Raw genomic sequence first — 18389 nt, 5'->3', positions numbered from 1 at the left:
TTCGCTGCGCTCGCAATGACGACTTGGCTGTCAGTTTGCTATACTGCGACGGCAAACAGCAACCCGGCGGTCGAACCATGCAATCCCCTCCCTCCATCGCCACCGAATCCTTCTCCGATGCATCCGCGGCCGTTGCCCGCCTCGAAGAGATCTACGAGCGCAACACGAAGTTCCTGCGCGACCGGTTCGAGGCCTATCTGGGCGGCGAAGCGATCACGACGCGGGTCCGGGCTCATTATCCCTTCGTCCGTCTCACCACCGCGACGCATGCGCGGCTGGATTCGCGTCTCGCTTATGGCTTCGTCGCCGGCCCCGGGGTGCACGAGACCAGCGTCACGCGGCCGGATCTGTTCCGCAGCTATCTCACCGAGCAGATCGGATTGCTGATCCAGAATCACGGCGTGCCCGTCGAGATCGGCGAATCCGCCGAGCCGATCCCGATCCACTTCGCCTATCGCCGCGACATCAACATCGAAGCGGCCATCACCACCGGCGAGAACTCCGCCGTCACGCGGTCGCTGCGCGATGCGTTCGACGTGCCTGATCTCGCGACGATGGACGATTCGATCGCCGACGGCACCTTCGAGCTCCAGCCTGATACGCCCGAGCCGCTGTCCCTGTTCCGCGCCGCGCGCGTCGATTACTCGCTGCGCCGGCTCTATCACTACACCGGCACCGATCCCGAATATTTCCAGAACTTCGTGATCTTCACCAATTACCAGTTCTATGTCGACGCCTTCGCGCAACTCTGCCAGCAGCGGCTTCAATCCGGCGAGGCCGGCCTCGACGCTTTTGTTTCGCCCGGCAACGTCATCACGCACAGCGGCGGCGCGAGCAGCGGCACCGCGCCGGTTCGTGCGCCGCAGATGCCGGCGTTCCATCTGGTCGCGCCCGGCTACCGCGGCATCACGCTGATCAATATCGGCACCGGTCCATCCAATGCGCGCAACGTCACAGACCACGTCGCGGTGCTGCGGCCGCACGCCTGGCTGATGCTCGGCCATTGCGCGGGCCTGCGCAACACGCAGCGCCTCGGCGACTACGTGCTCGCGCACGGCTATGTGCGCGAGGACCATGTGCTCGACCGCGAGCTGCCGCTGTGGGTGCCGATCCCGGCGCTGGCCGAGATGCAGGTCGCGCTCGAGGAGTCGGTCGAGGACGTCACCGGCCTCGAAGGCTTCGAGCTCAAGCGCCTGATGCGCACCGGGACGGTGGCGAGTGTCGACAACCGCAATTGGGAGATTTCAGGGCCTGAGGTGATCCGCCGCCTGTCGCAATCGCGTGCGGTTGCGCTCGACATGGAATCGGCTGCCATCGCCGCCAACGGCTACCGCTTCCGCGTTCCCTACGGTACGCTGCTCTGCGTCTCCGACAAGCCGCTGCACGGTGAGATCAAGCTCGCCGGCATGGCCAGTGAATTCTACCGCCGCCGTGTCGGTCAGCATCTCGAGATCGGCGTGAAGGCGCTGGAGCGCCTCAAGCAGCAGGAATCCGAACGGCTGCATTCGCGCAAGCTCCGCAGCTTCGCGGAAGTGGCGTTCCAGTAAAGGGCAACAGAGCTGTCTTACGAACGCTGACGTCTCCGTGAACGCAGCGGCTGGAATATCGTCGCCAAGACAGGGTTATCACCTCGTCCGGGGTCGCTCGAAGCAGTACAGGAGACAGACATGATCACAGCGATGATCAGGCTCGTCGCGCTGGGTACGTTTGCGGCAGCCTTGTTGAGCGCGTCGGCCTTTGCCGCCGGAGGCGGCGGTGGTGGAGGCGGTGGGGGCGGCCTTAGCTCGACGGATCCGTATGCCGGGGCCTATTCGGATCAGAAGCCGCAGCCAACCTATCCGAAGCGCCCGGGCGCCAAGTCCACCCACAAAGGCAAGAAGCCGAACAACCAGTCCAGCATAGGCGATCCCGCATTCGCGGCCGGCTACCGTATGGCCTATGACACCATCTACGAGCGCAACGACTATGCTGCCGCGCTCGCGCAGTTGAAGTCGCTTGGCCATGACGACCATCCGAACGTCGCCAACCTGATTGGTTACTCTTATCGCAAGCTCGGCGACTACGAGCAGTCCCAGGCCTGGTATGAGCGCGCATTGAAGGCCGATCCGAACCACGTGCTGACGTGGCAATATTATGGACTGTGGCAGCTCGAGCGCGGCAATCGCGAGCAAGCACTCTATCACCTCGGCCGAATTGCGTCGATTTGCGGAACCGATTGCGACGAGTATAGATCGCTGGCTGCGGCACTCGATCAGCCGACGGGCTCGGCGCTCGTCTACTGAGGCTGAAGCGCAGCCGGCTCATCGAGCCGCGCTGCTGACGGGCTTCAGATGATAGCCATGTCCTTTGGTTCGGATAGTGACAAGGCGCCAGATTTTCAGCATTGTCCCGTTCGGGGGCGCGAACGGGACAATTGGATGCCGCTGACGCGCGACAAGATCATCGGCCATGATCTGGAACGGCTGGCTTTCCGCTTCACCATGCTGAACGACGGCGAGGTCGTGCAGTGCCAGATCAGCGACGCCGCGATGGACGAGCTCGCGGGCATGCAGGGCACCGAAAGCAGCGCACGTCAGGCGCAATTCCTGTCGCTGCGCGAGACCATCGAGCGGATTGCCTCTGATCTCCACGACGAGGCACCGCGATTCCCGGGGTATGTGGTGCGGATTTTCATGCGGCATTTGGGGCGGTAGCTGTCGATCGTCGCTGCGAGCACCAGTCCCTCGCCGTCATCCTGAGGTGCTCCCCTTGCGATGCAAGGGGAGCACCTCAGGATGACGGTATTAGGAGTGTGTCCGTTGCCGGCGGCAGCAGCAGCTGCGTCACCCCTCCAGCTTCCTCAGCAGCAGCTTCAGTGCCGTCGTGGCAAACACCTGCATGTTGTCGAAGCGGTCGTTGCTCCCCGTCTCCAGCGTCATCACCTCTGACGCAGGCCCCGCAACCGCCATGCAGCTATGGCCGGCGGCATCGCCGTAGCGATTGCCGCTGGGGCCGGCGGCGCCGGTCTCGGACAGGCCCCAGTCGCTATCAAAGCGGCTGCGCATCTGCTCGGCGAGCAGCTTTGCGTAAGGCTCCGATGACGACCGAAAGCGCTTCATTCCTTCGTCCGAAATATCCATCAGCACGCGCCTGGCATCGCGGGTGTAGACCACGGCACCGCCGAGGTAATAGGCGGAGGCACCGGCCACCGCGAGCAGGCTGGCCGAGATCAGGCCGCCGGCTGATGATTCCGCAACCGCAATGGTCTGTTTGCGCGCGATCAGTTGTGCTGCGACCTGTTCCGCGATGCCGACGAGCTCTTTCATTCCTAAACCCCTTATTCCTTCGCAACCGAGCTCAGCCTTCCTAGCATATGACAGGATGCTTGGCCGAGTTGCGGGCGGCGGGCAGGCCTGATTGAATGGCGGGTGCAAGAAGAGACATGCGAGGAAACGTGAGAAGGGAGACGTGATGGCGTCCCTGATCGCCGGCGGCATCGATTGCGACGTGCATCCGGCCGTGCCGCATCTGACCAGCCTGCTGCCCTACCTGAACGACTATTGGCGCGATCAGGTGACGACGCGCGGCATGGTCGACCTCGTCTCGCAATCCTATCCGCAGAATTCGCCGATCACGGCGCGTCCCGACTGGCGCCCCGAGACAGGCAAACCCGGCGAGAGCCTGTCGGACATGCAGCGACACGTGCTCGATCCCTTCCAGCTCAAGCATGCCATCTGCAATCCGCTGTACGGCGTGCAGATGGTGTTCTCCGAGGACATGCAGGCCGCCTTCTGCCGCGCGCTGAACGATTGGCTGGCGAAGGAATGGCTCGATCGCGACGCGCGACTGCGTGGCTCCCTCGTGATCCCCACGCAAAGCATCGAGAAAGCCGTCGCCGAGATCGAGCGCTGCGCACACGACAAGCGCTTCGTGCAGGTGCTGATGCTGGTGATGGGCGACACGCCGCTCGGCAAGCGCGCGCTGTGGCCGATCTATGAGGCCGCGGAACGTCTGGAACTCCCGGTCGGCATCCATGCCGGTTCCGCCTATCACAATCCGCCGACCGCCGTGGGCTGGGGTTCCTATCACATCGAGGATTATGTCGGGCAGGCCCAGGCGTTCCAGGCTCAGCTCACCAGCCTGATCGTCGAGGGCGTGTTCGCCAAATATCCGCGGCTGAAAATGGTGATGCTGGAGTCCGGCGTCTCCTGGATCGCGCCCTATCTCTGGCGCTTGCACAAGTTCTGGCGCGGGGTGCGGATGGAGACGCCGTGGGTCGATCGTGCACCGCTGGAGATTGTGCGCAGCAACATCCGCTTCTCGTTACAGCCATTTGATGCGCCGCCGGAACCTGAGACATTAATTCGCCTGTTTGAGCATATGCAGTCCGACGAATTGGTCCTATTCTCCACGGACTATCCGCACTGGCAGTTCGACGGCCAGGACGCGCTGCCCGAAGGTCTGTCCCCCGATCTCGTGCGCAAGATCATGATCGACAATCCCCATGCAACCTATCCCCGCCTGACGTGAGCCCGCTGCCAAAGGAGGCAAGGCGATGAATATCCAGTTCCGCGAGAGCCAAGAAACCGCTTCCCCACTGACCGTCAAAACCGCGATCGCGGACTGCGACATCCATCCGGCACGCGCCACCCGCACCGAGCTCTATCCCTACCTCGCCAAACGCTGGCAGCATCACCTCGAAGTCTACGGCGTCCATGCCTATCAGGGCATGATGGAAGGCCCGCCCTATCCCAAGGCCCAGCCCAATGCCTCGCGCCGCGATGCCTATCCGCCGGAAGGCGGCCCGCAGGGCTCCTCGCTCGCCTTCATGCAGAAGCAATTGCTCGATCCCAACAACGTGCAATTGGGGGTGCTCAATCCGCTCAACACCGGCCAGGGCATCCGCAATCACGAGCTCTCGGCCGCTTTGTGCTCGGCGATCAACGACTGGCAGATCGACAAATGGACCAGCAAGGACAAGCGGCTGAAGGCCTCCATCGTCGTCGGCAATGAGGACGGGCTGTCGGCCGCCGCCGAAATCCGCGAGCGCGCCGGCGACAAGAATTTCGTGCAGGTGCTGCTGCTCAGCCGCAATGTCGAGCCGCTCGGCCAGCGCCGTTACTGGCCGATCTATCAGGCAGCGGAAGAAGCCGGTCTTCCCGTCGGCGTGCACGCCTTCGGCTTCGGCGGCAACCCGATCACGCCGTCAGGCTGGCCGAGTTACTACATCGAGGAGATGGTCGGGCATTCGCAGTGCCAGCAATCGGCGCTGGCGAGCCTCGTGCTGGAGGGCGTGTTCGAGCGCTTCCCGAAATTGAAGATGGTGATGATCGAGGCCGGCTTCGGCTGGGCGCCGTCGCTTTGCTGGCGGCTCGACAAGGCCTGGCAGCGGCTCAGGAGCGAGGTGCCGCATGTGAAGCGGCCGCCGTCGGACTATATCCGCGAGCAGGTGTGGTGGACCACACAGCCGATGGAGGATCCGGAGCGGCGCGAGGATCTGTTCGATGTCGTCAAATGGATCGGCTGGGACAAGTTGCTGTTCGCAACCGACTATCCGCATTGGGATTACGACGAGCCCTCGCGCGTGCTGCCGGCGGGCGTCAGCGAGGCCAACCGCGAGGCGTTCTATCTCGGCAATGCGAAGAAGCTGTACGGGATAAATTGATGGCGCGGCATGTGATTGCCGCGGTCGATGAGCTTCCGCCGGGCACGCGAAAATTCCTGGAGATCGATGGACGGCCGATCGCGGTCTTCAACATCAAGGGCGAATATTTCGGCTTGATGAACCGCTGCCCGCATCAGGGCGCGGCGCTGTGCGAGGGGCCGCTGATCGGGCTGGCGCAGTCGAGCAATCCTGGCGAGATCGAATATACCAAGCTAGGCGAGATCATCCGCTGCCCCTGGCACGGCTGGGAGTTCGACATCCGCACCGGCCAATCCTACTGCGACCCCCGCCGCTTCCGCGTGAAGGCCTATCCGGCCCATGTCGAGCCCGGCGCCAGCGTGGTGAAGGGCCCGTATGTCGCCGAGACGATCCCGGTGAAAGTCGAGAGCGATTACGTGGTGGTGGAGCTGTAGCCCCCGCTGTCATTCCGGGGCGCGCGTAGCGCGAGCCCGGAATCAATCGTGCGGCAGAGATGCTGGGAGAAATGGATTCTCTGATGCGCAATTGCGCATCAGAGCTCGCCTCTGCGAGGCGCCCCGGAATGACACCGTCCTATTGCCCCGCGACCGGCTCCGGCACTGCATCATAAACCGGCGCCACCTTGCCGCCGCCGCGATAGACCGTCGAGGCCGCGATGATGCCGAGCAGGGCTGCGAACATCAGCCAGAAGCCGGGCGCGGCCTTGTCGCCGGTGCGCTCGATCAGCCAGGTCGAGGCGAACGGGGTGAAGGTGCCGAACAGGGCGGCGGCGAGCGCAAACGCAAGCGAAAAGCAGGTGGTGCGCACATGCGCCGGCACGATCTCGACCAGTGCGCCCAGCATGGTGCCGCTGTAGACGCCGAAATAGAACGAGAACATCATCTCGACCGCGAGCAGCTTGCCGAAGGTCGGCGCCGCCACCAGCCAGTGCAGCGCCGGATAGGCGGTGACGAGCGAGAGGCCGGCGATGGCGAGCAGCACCGGCTTGCGGCCGATGCGATCCGACAGCGCGCCGCCGACCGGGTTCCAGACGAAGTTGCTCACCGCCACCAGCAGCGTGACCAGCAGCGCGTCCTGCGTCGACAGCCTCAGCACCGTCTTGCCGAATGTCGGCGTGTAGACGGTGACGAAATAGAACGTCGTCGTGGTCAGGATCGCGATCATCATGCCGAGCACGACGATGCGCCAGTTGGTGAGTGCGGAGACGAACACCTCGCGCGTCGTCGGATGCTTCCTCATGGCGAGGAAGGCCGGCGTCTCCTCCAGCGTCCGCCGCAGGACGAAGATCAGCGGAATGATCAGGCAGCCGACGAAGAAGGGAATGCGCCAGCCCCAGGCGGCCACTGTGTCGGCCGGCATTACCTCGGACAGGATGAAGCCGAGGATCGAAGCCACGAAGATCGCGACCTGCTGGCTCGCCGATTGGAACGAGGTGTAGAAGCCGCGATTGCCGGGCGTTGCGATTTCCGCGAGATACACCGACACGCCCCCGAGCTCGACGCCCGCCGAGAAGCCTTGCAGCAGCCGGCCGATCAGCACGATGACGGGCGCTGCGATGCCGATGGTCGCGTAGCTCGGGCAGAACGCGATGACGACGGTGCCGAAAGCCATGATGCCGAGCGTGACGATCAGGCCCTGGCGACGGCCGATGCGGTCGATATAGGCCCCTAACACGATTGCGCCGACCGGACGCATCAAGGCGCCGAGCCAGAACACGCCAAAGGTATTGAGCAGCGACGCCGTCTCGTTGGTCGAAGGGAAGAACGCCTTGCCGATCGCGGCGGCATAGAAGCCGAACAGGAAGAAGTCGAACTGCTCGAGGAAATTGCCGCTCGTGGCGCGCAGGATCGCGCCGATGCGCGACTTGATCGCTGGCGAATTGGTTGAGGTGGCTGGTCCAGCCATGGCGTTGCTCCCCTAGGAAAGGCGCGGCCGGCCGGGGATCGTTTTCCCGGCAAGGCGACAGATTGATGCTGCGACAATCTGTCATACCCCTTCCCGCGTGGGGCGGGGCAAGTCAACCGGTTTTCCGAAGGAAGCTGCTGATTTTTCAGGCTTTATTTTGCGTTGCAGCGACGATCCATTGCCGGAATGCGGCAAGCTTCGGCGGCTCGCGGCGGCTCTCCGGCGCGACCAGGTAGAAGCCGGCATCGGTGGGAAGCGCGATCTTGAAGGGGACGACGAGTCGGCCCTTGGCGATGTCATCCTGGACGTAGGAGGTCCGTCCCATCGCCACGCCGATGCCGTCGATCGCGGCCTGGATGGTCATGAAGATCATGTCGAAGGTGATGCCGGGCTGCCTTGCGATGTCAGCCGGCAGGCCCGCCGCGGTCAGCCACAGCCGCCAGTCGTCGCTGTTGGCGTTGGATGTGTGCAGCAGCGGATGGTTGCGCAGATCCTCGGGCCGGCGCAGCGGCTTGTCACCGCGCAGCAGTGACGGACTGCACACCGGAAACAGCTCGTCCGCCATCAGCCAGTCGGCGCGCACGCCCGGCCACTGGCCGCGGCCATAGCGGATCGCGGCATCGACGTTGTCGCGCTGGAAGTCGACGAGGCTGGTCGAGGTGGTGATGCGCACGTCGATGCCGGGATGCTGTTCCTGGAAATCGGTCAGCCGCGGCAGCAGCCATTTTGCCGCGAGCGAGGCCAGCGTCGACACCGTCAGCACCTTGTCGTCTTCTTTCCGCAGCAGGCGATCGGTCGCGAGGCGGAGGTCGTTGAAGGCGGCGCGGACGCCCGGGAGGTAGTCGCGCGCCTCCGGCGTCAGCGCTAGCGCGCGGTTCTGCCGGATGAACAGGCGGATGCCGAGCTCCTCCTCAAGCCTGCGGATCTGATGGCTGATCGCGGTCTGGGTCACGTTCAGCTCGCTGGCTGCCAGCGTGAAGCTGAGATGGCGCGCAGCGGCCTCGAACGCCCGCAATCCGTTCAGGGACGGCAATCTGGCAGTCATTTGGCAGGCAGGATACATGACGTTATTTCATGCGAAAAGGTACAAATTGTCGTTTGTCGCAGCGCAACAGGAAGCAGATATTAGCGGTTAACTTAGCTCCAGGAGCTGAAAATGTCTACGTTGACCGACAATTCGATGACAAATCATCATGCACACGGCCTGCTCTACCAGATCGGCGAGACCCTCCACGTGTGGCATGAGCGCTATCGCACCCGCCGCGAGCTCACCAACTGGACCGCCCGCGACCTCCACGACGTCGGACTGTCCTGGTCCGACATTGCCTACGAGGCCGACAAACCCTTCTGGCGGGCCTGATAGGCCGCCAGGCCGGCGCCGCCTGCGGGGGCGCCGGCGGTCCCTTTTCCGCATGGCATGTGTCATGAGCACCCTCCGCCTCGAAGACCTCAAGCAATATTCGGACGTGCTGCGCACCCGGCAAGGCGAAGCGTTGAATGTCCGCTTCGTCGAGCCGCGCGACACCGACGAGCTGCAGCACTATTTCCGCTCGCTCTCGACTCGCTCCCGCTACAACCGCTTCTTCGGTGCGATCAGCGAGTTGCCGAAGGGCCTGCTGCACGACTTCCTCGAGGTCGGCGATCGCGACCGTTTCACGATCGTGGCAACGATGATGGTCGACGGCTTCGAGACCATCGTTGCCGAAGCGCGCTATGCTTTCCAACCCGAGACTGCGACTCTCGAATTCGGCCTCTCGGTCGACGACCGCTGGCACGCCCATGGCATCGCCACCGCGCTCATGAAGAATCTCGAATGCCGCGCCGCTGCGCTTGGCGCCGAGCGCATGTTCGGCGATACGCTGCGTTCCAATGAGGCCATGGTCTCGCTCGCGCGCAAAGCCGGCTTCGCTTTCGTCAATCATCCCGATGACTGGAAGCTGGTGCGCTTCGACAAGGAGATCAGTGTCGCGCCCAAAGACATTCCCTGCGCGAGCTGGCGCCTCGCCGCCCTTTCCCGTCAGGCCGACAGCCCCTCAGCCTCGGCCTGACATGACTGCAAGCCCGGCCTGGCCAAGCCAGAGCCGGGCGCTTTTTTGCCCAACCCGTCATCCTGAGGCGCTCGTTCTGCGTTCTTCAGCAGAACGAGCCTCGAAGGATGAACGGCCCCGCTGCTTCCGTGCAATTTCCCGCAGCAACTGTCGGGCCGTCGCCCTTCGAGGGCCGCTGAAGAAGCGGCCACCTCGAGCGACAACGGCTTCGCCGTTGCGCGGGGGGTGACGGATCAAGACTACTTCCCCGTGAACACCGCCGTGCGCTTCTCGATGAAGGCCTGCACCGCCTCCTTGTGGTCGGCGGTCGTGGTCAGGCGGACCAGCCGCTCGGCTTCGTGGTCGCGCGCGGTTTCGAAGTCGAACAGCACGGCCTCGTCGAGATTGTCCTTCATGTAGCGCAGCGCGAGGCGCGGGCCTTCGGCGAGCGATTTCGCCAGGGCGAACGCCTCGGTCTGCAATGCGTCATCGGGCACGACGCGGTTGATGAGGCCGATCGCTTCGGCGCGTGCGGCATCGACCCGATCGCCGGTGAACATCAGCTCGCGCGCCCGCGCCGTACCGACGAGGCGGGTGAGCAGCCAGGCGATGCCGTAATCGCCGCTGAGGGCGATGCGGGCATAGCCGGTGGCGACGAAGGCGGATTGCGCGGCGATGCGGATGTCGCAGGCCATGGCTATGGCGAGCCCGGCGCCGACCGCGGGGCCGGGCAGGGCGGCGATGGTCGGCTTGCGCACCGACACCAGCGCGCCGGTGAGCAGCCGCTGCCGCTCCTGGAGGTCGGCAACCTTGGCGTCAAAGGACATGTCGAGCTTTGCCTTGTCGCGATGCGCGCCCATGCCCTTGACGTTGCCGCCGGCGCAGAATGCTTTGCCCGAGCCGGTCAGCAGCAGCGCGCCGACATCGGGATTCTCGCCGCAGGTCCGGATCATCGTGCGCAGCGCCGGCGTCAGAGCGTCCGACAGCGAATTGCGCGCCTCCGGCCGGTTCAGCGTGATGATCGCGACGCGGTCGCGGATGACGCAGAGGAGTTCGCCGGTGCCGGTATCGATGGTGGTTGCCGTGGTCATGTCGCCTCCCTCTCCTCGTCATTGCGAGCGAAGCGAAGCAATCCAGAATCTTTCCGCGGAGACAGTCTGGATTGCTTCGTCGCTTCGCTCCTCGCAATGACGGGTATTGTTGTTAGCTTGCCTTCAAAATTTCTCGACCCAGGGCCGCAGCTCCAGCTCCCAGCTCCAGGCGCTGCGCGGCTGCTGAAGCACGTTCCAGTAGCTCTGCGCGATGGCGTCGGGATCGAGCATCGAATCCGGCTTGTCCGCCGGCTCGGTGCGCGTCGCGCTCTTGATGCCACCGTCGATGACGAAATGCGCGACATGGATGCCATGCGGCGACAATTCGCGCGCCATGCTCTGCGCAAGGCCTCGCAGCGCGAACTTGCCCATCGCGAACGGAGCGGACTGCGCGTAGCCCTTGACGCTGGCGGAGGCGCCGGTGAACAGAATCGCGCCGTGCTGGTTCGGCAGCATGCGCTTGGCCGCCTGCTGCGCCACCAGGAAGCCGCCATAGGCGCTGACCGCAATCGCCTGCGCAACGTCGGCGGGGACGAGCTCGACGAACGGCCCGCGCGTGCGGCCGCTGGCATTGTAAACGACGAGATCGGGCGTGCCGATCTCGCGCTCGACGAGGCCGAACAGCCGCTCCACCTCGTCAGGCTCGGTGGCGTTGCAGGCATAGGCCTTCGCGCCGGTCTCGGTGCAGAGCGCGCCGAGCTTCTCGATCTTTCGTGCGGCAAGGGCGACGCGAATGTTCTGGGCGGCCAGCAGCCGCGCCAGCGATGCGCTCAATCCTTCGCCGGCGCCGGCGATGAGGGCGATCTTGTATTTTGGGTGTTCCATGGTGATCTCTCGGAAACGGTGGCCGTTGATCTATGCATGATCCGCGCGGACAACCAGCCGGCGCGGTCGCAATTCCGCAGGGCGAATTGCTCCCTCACGGCGATCATGCCGTCCTGACGATTTGCGGCTTTATCGCTGTTTGCGACTGGAGCATGATCGACATCATCCGAAGCGGCAAGCGCAAAGAATTGCCGTCGGGCGGAAACGAAGAGGACGATCATGCACAAGCCGGTCACAACGCAGCCACAAAATGTCGCGGCCGCACCATCCGGCCTGCTGGCGCCCGATACGTCAGGCATGAATTTCTATTGCGCCGATCCGGCGCTGGCGGACCTTTTGCGCATCCATCTGCCGGACAATCTGTTCCGCCACATCGAGCCACATCTCGATCGTCTCGGCGAGCTCGCCGGCGGCCATCTCGACGAATGCGCCCGGCTTGCCGATCGGCACACGCCCATTCTGCACCAGCGCGACAAGTTCGGCCGCGACGTGCAGTGGATCGAATATCACCCGGCCTATCGCGAGCTGGAGAACGCCGCGTTCGGCGAGTTCGGCATCCACGCGCTCTCGATCCGCAAGGGCATCATGGGCTGGCCGGACAAATATCCTGTTGTCGCCAAGCACGCCTTCACCTTCCTGTTCAACCAGACCGAATTTGGCATGGGCTGCCCGATCAACGTCACCGACGGCTGCGCCAAGCTGCTGGCAAATTTCGGCAGCGAGACCCTGAAGGCCAGATATCTCGACGGCCTGACCTCGACCGACATGAGCAAGCTGACCCAGGGCGGCCAGTTCATGACCGAGAAGGAGGGCGGCTCCGACGTCGGCACGCTGACCACGCGCGCGGTGCAGGAGGGCGACCATTGGCGTCTCTACGGCGAGAAATGGTTCTGCTCGAATGCCGATGCGAAAGTCGTGATGCTGCTGGCGCGTCCCGAAGGTGCCGGCCCAGGCACGCGCGGCGTCGGCCTGTTCCTGATGCCGCGCTTCCTCGACGACGGCGCGCAGAACCACTACCGGATCGTGCGCCTCAAGGACAAGCTCGGCACCCGCTCGATGGCATCGGGTGAGATCAAGCTCGAAGGCGCGATTGCGTACGTGGTCGGGAAGCTCGACCGCGGTTTCGTGCAGATGGCCGAGATGGTGAACTCGTCGCGGCTCTCCAACGGCGTCAAATCCACCGCGCTGATGCGCCGCGCCTATCACGATGCGATGACGGTGGCGACCAACCGCGTGGTGTTCGGCCAGCGCATCATCGATCTGCCGCTGGGCCGGCGGCAGATGCTGAAGATCATGCTGCCGGTCGAGCAGGCGCTGTCGATGAGCTTTCTCACCGCCGACGCGCTCGATCGCGCCGAAGCCGGCAGCCAGGATGCGGCAGCGCTGTTGCGCATCCTGACCCCGACGCTGAAATTCCGTGCCACGCGTGATGCGCGAAAGGTCTGCGGCGATGCGCTCGAGATGCGCGGCGGCATCGGCTATATCGAGGAATTCGCCACCGCCCGTCTGCTGCGTGATGCCTATCTCGGCTCGGTCTGGGAAGGCACCGGCAACATCGTCGCGATCGATGCGCTGCGGCGCGCAGTGGGTCGTCACGGCGCGGAGTCCGCGCTCGCGGCCGATCTGCACACCCGGCTCGACGACAGCGCCTCCGTGCCGCAGGCCTGGCGCGACCATCTGCGCGGCCTCACCGATCGCGCTGTCGGCTTCGCGCGCGAAGTCGCGGGCAAGGCCGAGAACGAGGCCGATGCGCGCCGCGCCACCAGCCTGCTCTATCATGTCGCAAGCTCCGTCGCGCTCGCCTGGGAGGCGCATCGCATCCACGAGATGCGCGGCGATGCGCGCCGCTTGCTGCTGTCACGCCTCGTCATCGACCATCGGGTGTCGCCGAGCGATCCGTTCCGGCTGACGGAAAATGCCGCGCAAGCGAGGATCTCCGCGCTGCTGCTCGGCGATCGTGCCGTGGGCATGAGCGAGGTTGGCGAACTGGTTCTGGCGGCGTAGGCTCGGTCTTCACCTCTCCCCATGGGAGAGGTGGAGTCCCTGCACGCAACGAAAACACAACAACGAGGAAACACCAATGAAGGCCGCCGTCCTCTATGAAGTCAATCAGCCGCTCGTCATCGAGGACATCAGCCTGCCCAAGCCCGGCCCGCGCGAGGTGCTGATCCGCACCGCGGTCGCGGGCCTCTGCCACTCCGATCTGCATTTCATGGAAGGGCTCTATCCGCATCCGTTGCCTGCGGTGCTCGGGCACGAATCCGCCGGCGTGGTCGAGCAGGTCGGCTCCGACGTGACTTATGTGAAGCCCGGCGATCATGTCGTCACCTGCCTGTCCGTGTTCTGCGGCACCTGCGACAACTGCACCACGGGTCGGACCGTGCTCTGCACCGACACCACCGTGAAGATGCTGCCGGGCGTCTCGAACCGGATGCAGTGGTCGAAGCCGGAGAAGCTGCACCAGTTTCTCAATCTCTCCTCCTTCGCCGAGCAGATGCTGGTGCACGAGAACGCCATCGTGAAGATCCGCAGGGACATGCCGCTCGATCTCGCCGCGCTGATCGGCTGCGGCGTCATCACCGGCTATGGCGCGGTGGTGAATACGGCCAAGGTGACGGCCGGCGAAACCGTGGCGGTGATCGGCTGCGGCGGCGTCGGCATGGCCGCGATCAACGGCGCGCAGATCGCGGGCGCCGGCCGCATCATCGCCATCGACACCAATCCGGCCAAGCTCCAGCTCGCGACCAAGCTGGGCGCGACCGACATCATCAACCCCGCGGATGGTGATGTCGTGAAGCAGGTTCGCGACCTCACCAATGGCGGCGTGCATCATTCCTTCGAGGTGCTCGGCCGCAAGGAGACCGCCGAGCAGGCGTTCGGCATGCTCGCCTCCGGCGGCACCGCCACCATCGTCGGCATGATTCCGTTCGGCCAGAAGATCGAGCTGCACGGCTTCGACTTCCTGCGCGAACGCAAGATTCAGGGCTCGTCGATGGGCTCCAACCATTTCCGCGTCGACATGCCGCGCCTGGTCGATTTCTACCTGCGTGGCCGGCTGCATCTGGAAGACTGGATCTCGGCCAAGCTGAAGCTGAGCGAGATCAACGAGGGCTTTGCCAACATGAAAGCCGGCAAGACGCTGCGCAGCGTGATCATGTTCGATAGCTAGCCCATGAGGTCAATGCGACGGGGCCGGACCGTCGCTCGAGGCGCAGCGCGACTCCTTGACGAGCAGCAGCGTCATGAGCGCGGCAAGGCCCGCGGCGAGCATATAGGCGGGGGATACGTTCAAACCGGCACCTGCCACCAGCAAATAGGAGAACAGTCCCGCGGTCGACGCGGCGAAGCCAAGCCAGGCCAATCTCGGAAAGCAAGATCCACGTTCGCCCTGGCGGAGATCGAGCACGAGGTAGAACACCAGAAAGGTGTTGCAGAGCGCCGCCGGCAACAGGCCCATGACGATCTCGCTCTCGAATGCGAGATAGGATAGCACGCCGTCGACCTGGGCAATCACCGCGAACGGCAGATAGCGCAGGTTGACGCAGGCGAGGGCGATGCTCGCAAGTTCGAACCCGTAGAAATAGCGCTCGTGCATCTTGGGAAGCAGGTACGGCATCAAGATGAGCGACGCGCACGCGACGAGCAATATGAACTCCGGCCCGGTCCGCTTGGACTGTGCGATGAAGATCGAGAGCGCAAGCCCGCTTGCTGCCGCGACGACGAGGCCAATGGCGACTCCGGCTGTGTACGGCGCTCCTCCTGCGAACACCCAGACGTTCGCTGCGTTCATGGTCAGGTGATGAAATGTGTTGGCCTGGCCGAGATAGATTGCAAGCACGGAGACCAGGGATCTGCCGGCGACCAGAACCGGAATGGCGAGGATCGCATAGGCCCCCGGAATGGCGGCAAGCCATGCCAGGTGGATCTTGCGGCGCAGAATCATGCCCAGCACGAACGGTCCCAGGAAGACGCCCTGGGCTTTGACCGAGCAGGCGACTGCGAATGGCAGCACGCCATTTCGGTGCCGCATGAACATCGCCACGGACACCAGCACGAAGAACGTCCAGATTGAATCGGCCTGTCCCCACATTGCGCCGTTGAAGAGCACCGTCGGCGCGAGCCACACCGCGCAGAAGGCCAAAGACGCCCGCAACGGCGCCCTCGTGATCCGCCAGACCATCCGGGCCACGACGATCGCGCAGCCGAGCTCGAATATGACCGAGATCGCCTTCACGAGGGAGAGCGGCTGACCTAGCCCATCAAGTCGGGTGGCGATCAGCAGGAGGTAGCTGTAGAACGGCGTGTAGTTGGTGAAAGCCTCGGCTAGTCCGTCAATGCCGTGATTCCGCGCAAAGGTATACCAGGTGATGTACTCAGCGGCGTCGGCGGTCGCGTGTTCCCGCGCGAGATAACGGAGTGCAAGGCCAATGAGCCCGCACCCGATCACGAGGACGATGGGAATGCGCCATCTCTCAGGCAGCGATCGGTCTGGATTGACGCGATGATGGGGCTCGCGGAGCGAGCCTATCTCGATTGTTTCATTTGTCACGCAGTCACTCTTGGATCTGAGCGGTACCCTTCGTCAGGTTCGTGACCTTCAGTTTTGACGGACGAACGATTGCCAGCCGTATAAATCTCGGATGTGCGGTTTGCACATTGCCCGGGAAAGGATTGTTTGGTTAGCGATTGCTTTACAGGCAGCCATCGAAATGACTTGCAGCGAAAATTGAAGCTGTCGGAGATCAGGGTTTCGCCAACATGAAGGCGGGCAAGACGCAGCGCGGCGGGATCGTGTCTGATAGTTGAGCGTTGGCACCCGCCCCCAAACCAGGTGTCATCGGTGCATGACAGCGGAATGTTAGGCTGGCTTGCCTCAGTTCACCGCGACACATGCGCCGACACTGCGAGCCACTTGCCGTTCTTCTTCGCCCAGCAATCGGTGTATCGCCCCTTCGCCTGTTGGCCATCGGCTGTCGTGTAACTAGTCGCGGCGTGGATGATGGCGAAGTCGCCCATGATCCGGATGATGACGTCGTGCGCATGTAGGTTGCGGATCGCGATGGGCCGTGCCGTCTGTTCCAGGAAGGCCGCGCGGTCCACCAGCGTCTTGTCGGGATTGGAGCAGTAGAACTCCGGCGCAAGGATCTCGTTGAAACGTCTGACGTCGCAGGCCTGCACGGAGGCGACATAGTCGCGGTTGAGTGCCGTGAGCTGTTCGAGGTCGTTGTTCATGGTGCTTCGTCCCTTCCTGTCATTCCGGGGCGCGCGGAGCGCGAACCCGGAATCTCGAAGTTGTTCTACTCCGTCATTGCGAGGAGCTCTTGCGACGAAGCAATCCAGACTGCTGCCGCGGAAAGATTCTGGATTGCTTCGCTTCGCTCGCAATGACGCGGCGGCACTAATCGTCGAACATCTTCGGCGGCACGAACCCGCCGAACTCGCGCTCGATCAGCTCGGCGAGCTTGAGCGGCGTGCGGTCCTCGAGAAAGGGGCCGACGATCTGGACGCCGACGGGCAGGCCGTCTTTCGACAGACCGAGCGGAACGGCGGTCGCAGGCAGGCCCGGAAGCGTTGCGATGCCCGGCCAGGCGAGCTGGTCGGAATAGGGATAGTCCTTGCCGTCGATGCCGATAGTTCGCAGGCGCTGCTCCGGCGAATGATCATGCGGAAAGGCCGGCGTCGGCATGATCGGGCAGATCACCGCGTCGAAGCTCTTGAACAGCGCGCGCCATTGTGCGCGCAGGCCGGCGCGGGCGCCAGCGTCGAGCACCCAGGCGCGATGGCTTGCAATCGTGCCGCGCAGTCGCTCCGCGCCGAGGCTCCGGTCCTCCGGCGACAACTGGCCCGCCCGTGCCTGCGAATCCGCCAGCTCGTCGGGAGGGAAGAACGCGCCGAGGAAGCCCAGCAGCATGCGCATGTAAAGCCGCGACGCCTCCGCGAGGTCCGGGAGCAGCGCGCTCTCGCGTGCGACGGTGACGCCGGCCTTCGCAAGATCGGTTGCGAGCTTGTCGATTGCGCCGCGGACATCCCGGTCAGTCGGCAGCAGGGGATGGCTGTCGATCACCAGGACACGAAAATCCCGCAGCGACTGATGCCGTGCGACGGGCAAGTCGAGCTTGTAGGCGATACCGGCGTCGAGCGGATCGGGTCCCGCCATGACGTCGAGCAGCAAGGAGAGATCCGCGGCCGTGCGCGCCATCGGGCCGATGACGGCGAGGTCGCCTTCGCGCGGAATGGCCGGAAACGGCGGCGGGGTCTCGCCGCGCGCCGCGCAGACATTGATGGTCGGCTTGTGCGCGAAGACGCCGCAATGAAATGCCGGCACGCGCAGGGAGCCGCCGATGTCTGAGCCGGTGGCGAGCGCGCAATAGCCTGCGGCAAGGGCTGCCGACGATCCCCCGGACGAACCGCCCGGTGTGCGGCCGAGATCGTAGGGGTTGTTGGTGGTGCCGTAGATGTCGTTGTAGCTCTGCCAGTCGTTGAGGCCCACCGGCACGTTGGTCTTGCCGAGGATCACGCCGCCGGCCTGCTTGATGCGGGCCACCGCCAGCGCGTCTTCCACAGGCTTGAAATCCTTCTGCGGCACGAACCCCCAGGTCGTCGGCAGGCCGGCGATGTTGAAGGATTCCTTGATCGTCACGGGCAGGCCGAGCAGCGGCTTGCGCTCGCCGCGCGCCAATGCGGCGTCCGCCTCGCGCGCTGCAACGAGCGCGCGATCGAAATCGCGCACGCAGATCGCGTTGATCCTGCCGTCGTGCCGTTCGATGCGGCCGATCGCGTCTTGCGTGAGCTCGACCGCCGAGACCTTCCTTGCGGTCAGCGCGGCCGAGAGCTCGACGGCGCTCTTGAAACTCCATTCCGATTTGGCCACGGCGCTTTCTCCCGCTCTGGTTGTCGAAGGATGATGCGCAGTTTGGC

At 64.2% G+C, this 18389-nt stretch carries 18 protein-coding genes; 10 read left to right on the top strand and 8 right to left on the bottom strand.

The genetic code is table 11. From position 1 onward, the window contains the following. Window positions 1-77: 77 nt before the first annotated feature. The 3 genes from ACVIIV_RS03865 (at window position 78) to ACVIIV_RS03855 (ending at window position 2693) form a co-directional block, all read left to right on the top strand. Window positions 78-1547 carry an AMP nucleosidase gene (locus ACVIIV_RS03865; RefSeq protein ID WP_456742992.1) on the top strand — a complete coding sequence of 490 codons (1470 nt, stop codon included), beginning with the start codon at window positions 78-80 and terminating at the stop codon, window positions 1545-1547. Window positions 1548-1667: 120 nt separating this feature from the next. After that, window positions 1668-2282 carry a tetratricopeptide repeat protein gene (locus ACVIIV_RS03860; RefSeq protein ID WP_456742991.1) on the top strand — a complete coding sequence of 205 codons (615 nt, stop codon included), beginning with the start codon at window positions 1668-1670 and terminating at the stop codon, window positions 2280-2282. Window positions 2283-2417: 135 nt separating this feature from the next. Beyond that, the gene (locus ACVIIV_RS03855) at window positions 2418-2693 is read left to right on the top strand and encodes a DUF1488 family protein (RefSeq protein ID WP_456742990.1); all 276 of its coding nucleotides are present in this window, start codon (window positions 2418-2420) and stop codon (window positions 2691-2693) included. Between the two features lie 129 nt (window positions 2694-2822). Here ACVIIV_RS03855 and ACVIIV_RS03850 read toward each other — a convergent pair whose 3' ends face one another. Beyond that, window positions 2823-3305 carry a CinA family protein gene (locus tag ACVIIV_RS03850; RefSeq protein WP_456742989.1) on the bottom strand — a complete coding sequence of 161 codons (483 nt, stop codon included), beginning with the start codon at window positions 3303-3305 and terminating at the stop codon, window positions 2823-2825. Window positions 3306-3450: 145 nt separating this feature from the next. Here ACVIIV_RS03850 and ACVIIV_RS03845 point away from each other — a divergent pair, with 145 nt between their 5' ends. From ACVIIV_RS03845 to ACVIIV_RS03835, 3 genes are read left to right on the top strand one after another with little or no spacing between them, the layout of a single operon-like run. Beyond that, the gene (locus ACVIIV_RS03845; protein ID WP_456742988.1) at window positions 3451-4509 is read left to right on the top strand and encodes an amidohydrolase family protein; all 1059 of its coding nucleotides are present in this window, start codon (window positions 3451-3453) and stop codon (window positions 4507-4509) included. 25 nt (window positions 4510-4534) lie between these two features. Further along, window positions 4535-5644: an amidohydrolase family protein gene (locus ACVIIV_RS03840; protein WP_456742987.1), complete on the top strand. Its 1110-nt coding sequence runs from the start codon at window positions 4535-4537 to the stop codon at window positions 5642-5644. After that, window positions 5644-6057 (top strand): Rieske (2Fe-2S) protein, encoded by a 414-nt coding sequence (locus ACVIIV_RS03835; RefSeq protein ID WP_036040510.1) that lies wholly within the window; start codon window positions 5644-5646, stop codon window positions 6055-6057. The genes ACVIIV_RS03840 and ACVIIV_RS03835 overlap by 1 nt, the downstream gene beginning before the upstream one ends. A gap of 139 nt (window positions 6058-6196) precedes the next feature. Here the strand turns inward: ACVIIV_RS03835 and tcuC are convergent, their stop codons facing one another. Then, window positions 6197-7528: a tricarballylate/proton symporter TcuC gene (gene tcuC / locus ACVIIV_RS03830; RefSeq protein WP_456742986.1), complete on the bottom strand. Its 1332-nt coding sequence runs from the start codon at window positions 7526-7528 to the stop codon at window positions 6197-6199. A 145-nt stretch (window positions 7529-7673) separates the two neighbouring features. Further along, complete coding sequence (locus ACVIIV_RS03825; RefSeq protein ID WP_456742985.1) at window positions 7674-8573, bottom strand: transcriptional regulator GcvA; 900 nt, start codon at window positions 8571-8573, stop codon at window positions 7674-7676. Window positions 8574-8684: 111 nt separating this feature from the next. Here ACVIIV_RS03825 and ACVIIV_RS03820 point away from each other — a divergent pair, with 111 nt between their 5' ends. Further along, window positions 8685-8888: a DUF1127 domain-containing protein gene (locus ACVIIV_RS03820; protein ID WP_456742984.1), complete on the top strand. Its 204-nt coding sequence runs from the start codon at window positions 8685-8687 to the stop codon at window positions 8886-8888. Between the two features lie 64 nt (window positions 8889-8952). After that, window positions 8953-9576 carry an N-acetyltransferase family protein gene (locus ACVIIV_RS03815; RefSeq protein WP_456742983.1) on the top strand — a complete coding sequence of 208 codons (624 nt, stop codon included), beginning with the start codon at window positions 8953-8955 and terminating at the stop codon, window positions 9574-9576. 239 nt (window positions 9577-9815) lie between these two features. Here the strand turns inward: ACVIIV_RS03815 and ACVIIV_RS03810 are convergent, their stop codons facing one another. Then, entirely contained in the window at window positions 9816-10646 is an 831-nt protein-coding gene (locus ACVIIV_RS03810; RefSeq protein ID WP_456742982.1) for an enoyl-CoA hydratase, read from the bottom strand. A gap of 123 nt (window positions 10647-10769) precedes the next feature. After that, window positions 10770-11471 carry an SDR family NAD(P)-dependent oxidoreductase gene (locus ACVIIV_RS03805; RefSeq protein ID WP_456742981.1) on the bottom strand — a complete coding sequence of 234 codons (702 nt, stop codon included), beginning with the start codon at window positions 11469-11471 and terminating at the stop codon, window positions 10770-10772. A 219-nt stretch (window positions 11472-11690) separates the two neighbouring features. Here ACVIIV_RS03805 and ACVIIV_RS03800 point away from each other — a divergent pair, with 219 nt between their 5' ends. Continuing rightward, window positions 11691-13475, top strand: a complete 1785-nt coding sequence (locus tag ACVIIV_RS03800) for an acyl-CoA dehydrogenase family protein (RefSeq protein ID WP_456742980.1) — start codon at window positions 11691-11693, stop codon at window positions 13473-13475. A 76-nt stretch (window positions 13476-13551) separates the two neighbouring features. Then, window positions 13552-14640, top strand: a complete 1089-nt coding sequence (locus ACVIIV_RS03795; protein ID WP_456742979.1) for a Zn-dependent alcohol dehydrogenase — start codon at window positions 13552-13554, stop codon at window positions 14638-14640. A 9-nt stretch (window positions 14641-14649) separates the two neighbouring features. On the opposite strand, the gene ACVIIV_RS03790 is transcribed toward ACVIIV_RS03795, so the two are convergent. From ACVIIV_RS03790 to ACVIIV_RS03780, 3 genes are all read right to left on the bottom strand, one after another. Then, on the bottom strand, window positions 14650-16020 hold the full coding sequence (locus tag ACVIIV_RS03790; RefSeq protein WP_456742978.1) for a hypothetical protein: 1371 nt from the start codon (window positions 16018-16020) through the stop codon (window positions 14650-14652). A gap of 329 nt (window positions 16021-16349) precedes the next feature. Next, on the bottom strand, window positions 16350-16703 hold the full coding sequence (locus ACVIIV_RS03785) for a nuclear transport factor 2 family protein (RefSeq protein ID WP_456742977.1): 354 nt from the start codon (window positions 16701-16703) through the stop codon (window positions 16350-16352). A 166-nt stretch (window positions 16704-16869) separates the two neighbouring features. After that, complete coding sequence (locus ACVIIV_RS03780) at window positions 16870-18342, bottom strand: amidase (RefSeq protein WP_456742976.1); 1473 nt, start codon at window positions 18340-18342, stop codon at window positions 16870-16872. Between the last annotated feature and the right edge of the window lie 47 nt (window positions 18343-18389).

This window comes from Bradyrhizobium sp. USDA 4354 (assembly GCF_054060315.1).
Note: the sequence above shows the minus strand (reverse complement) of the source record. Positions and strands in the feature narration are given on the sequence as shown.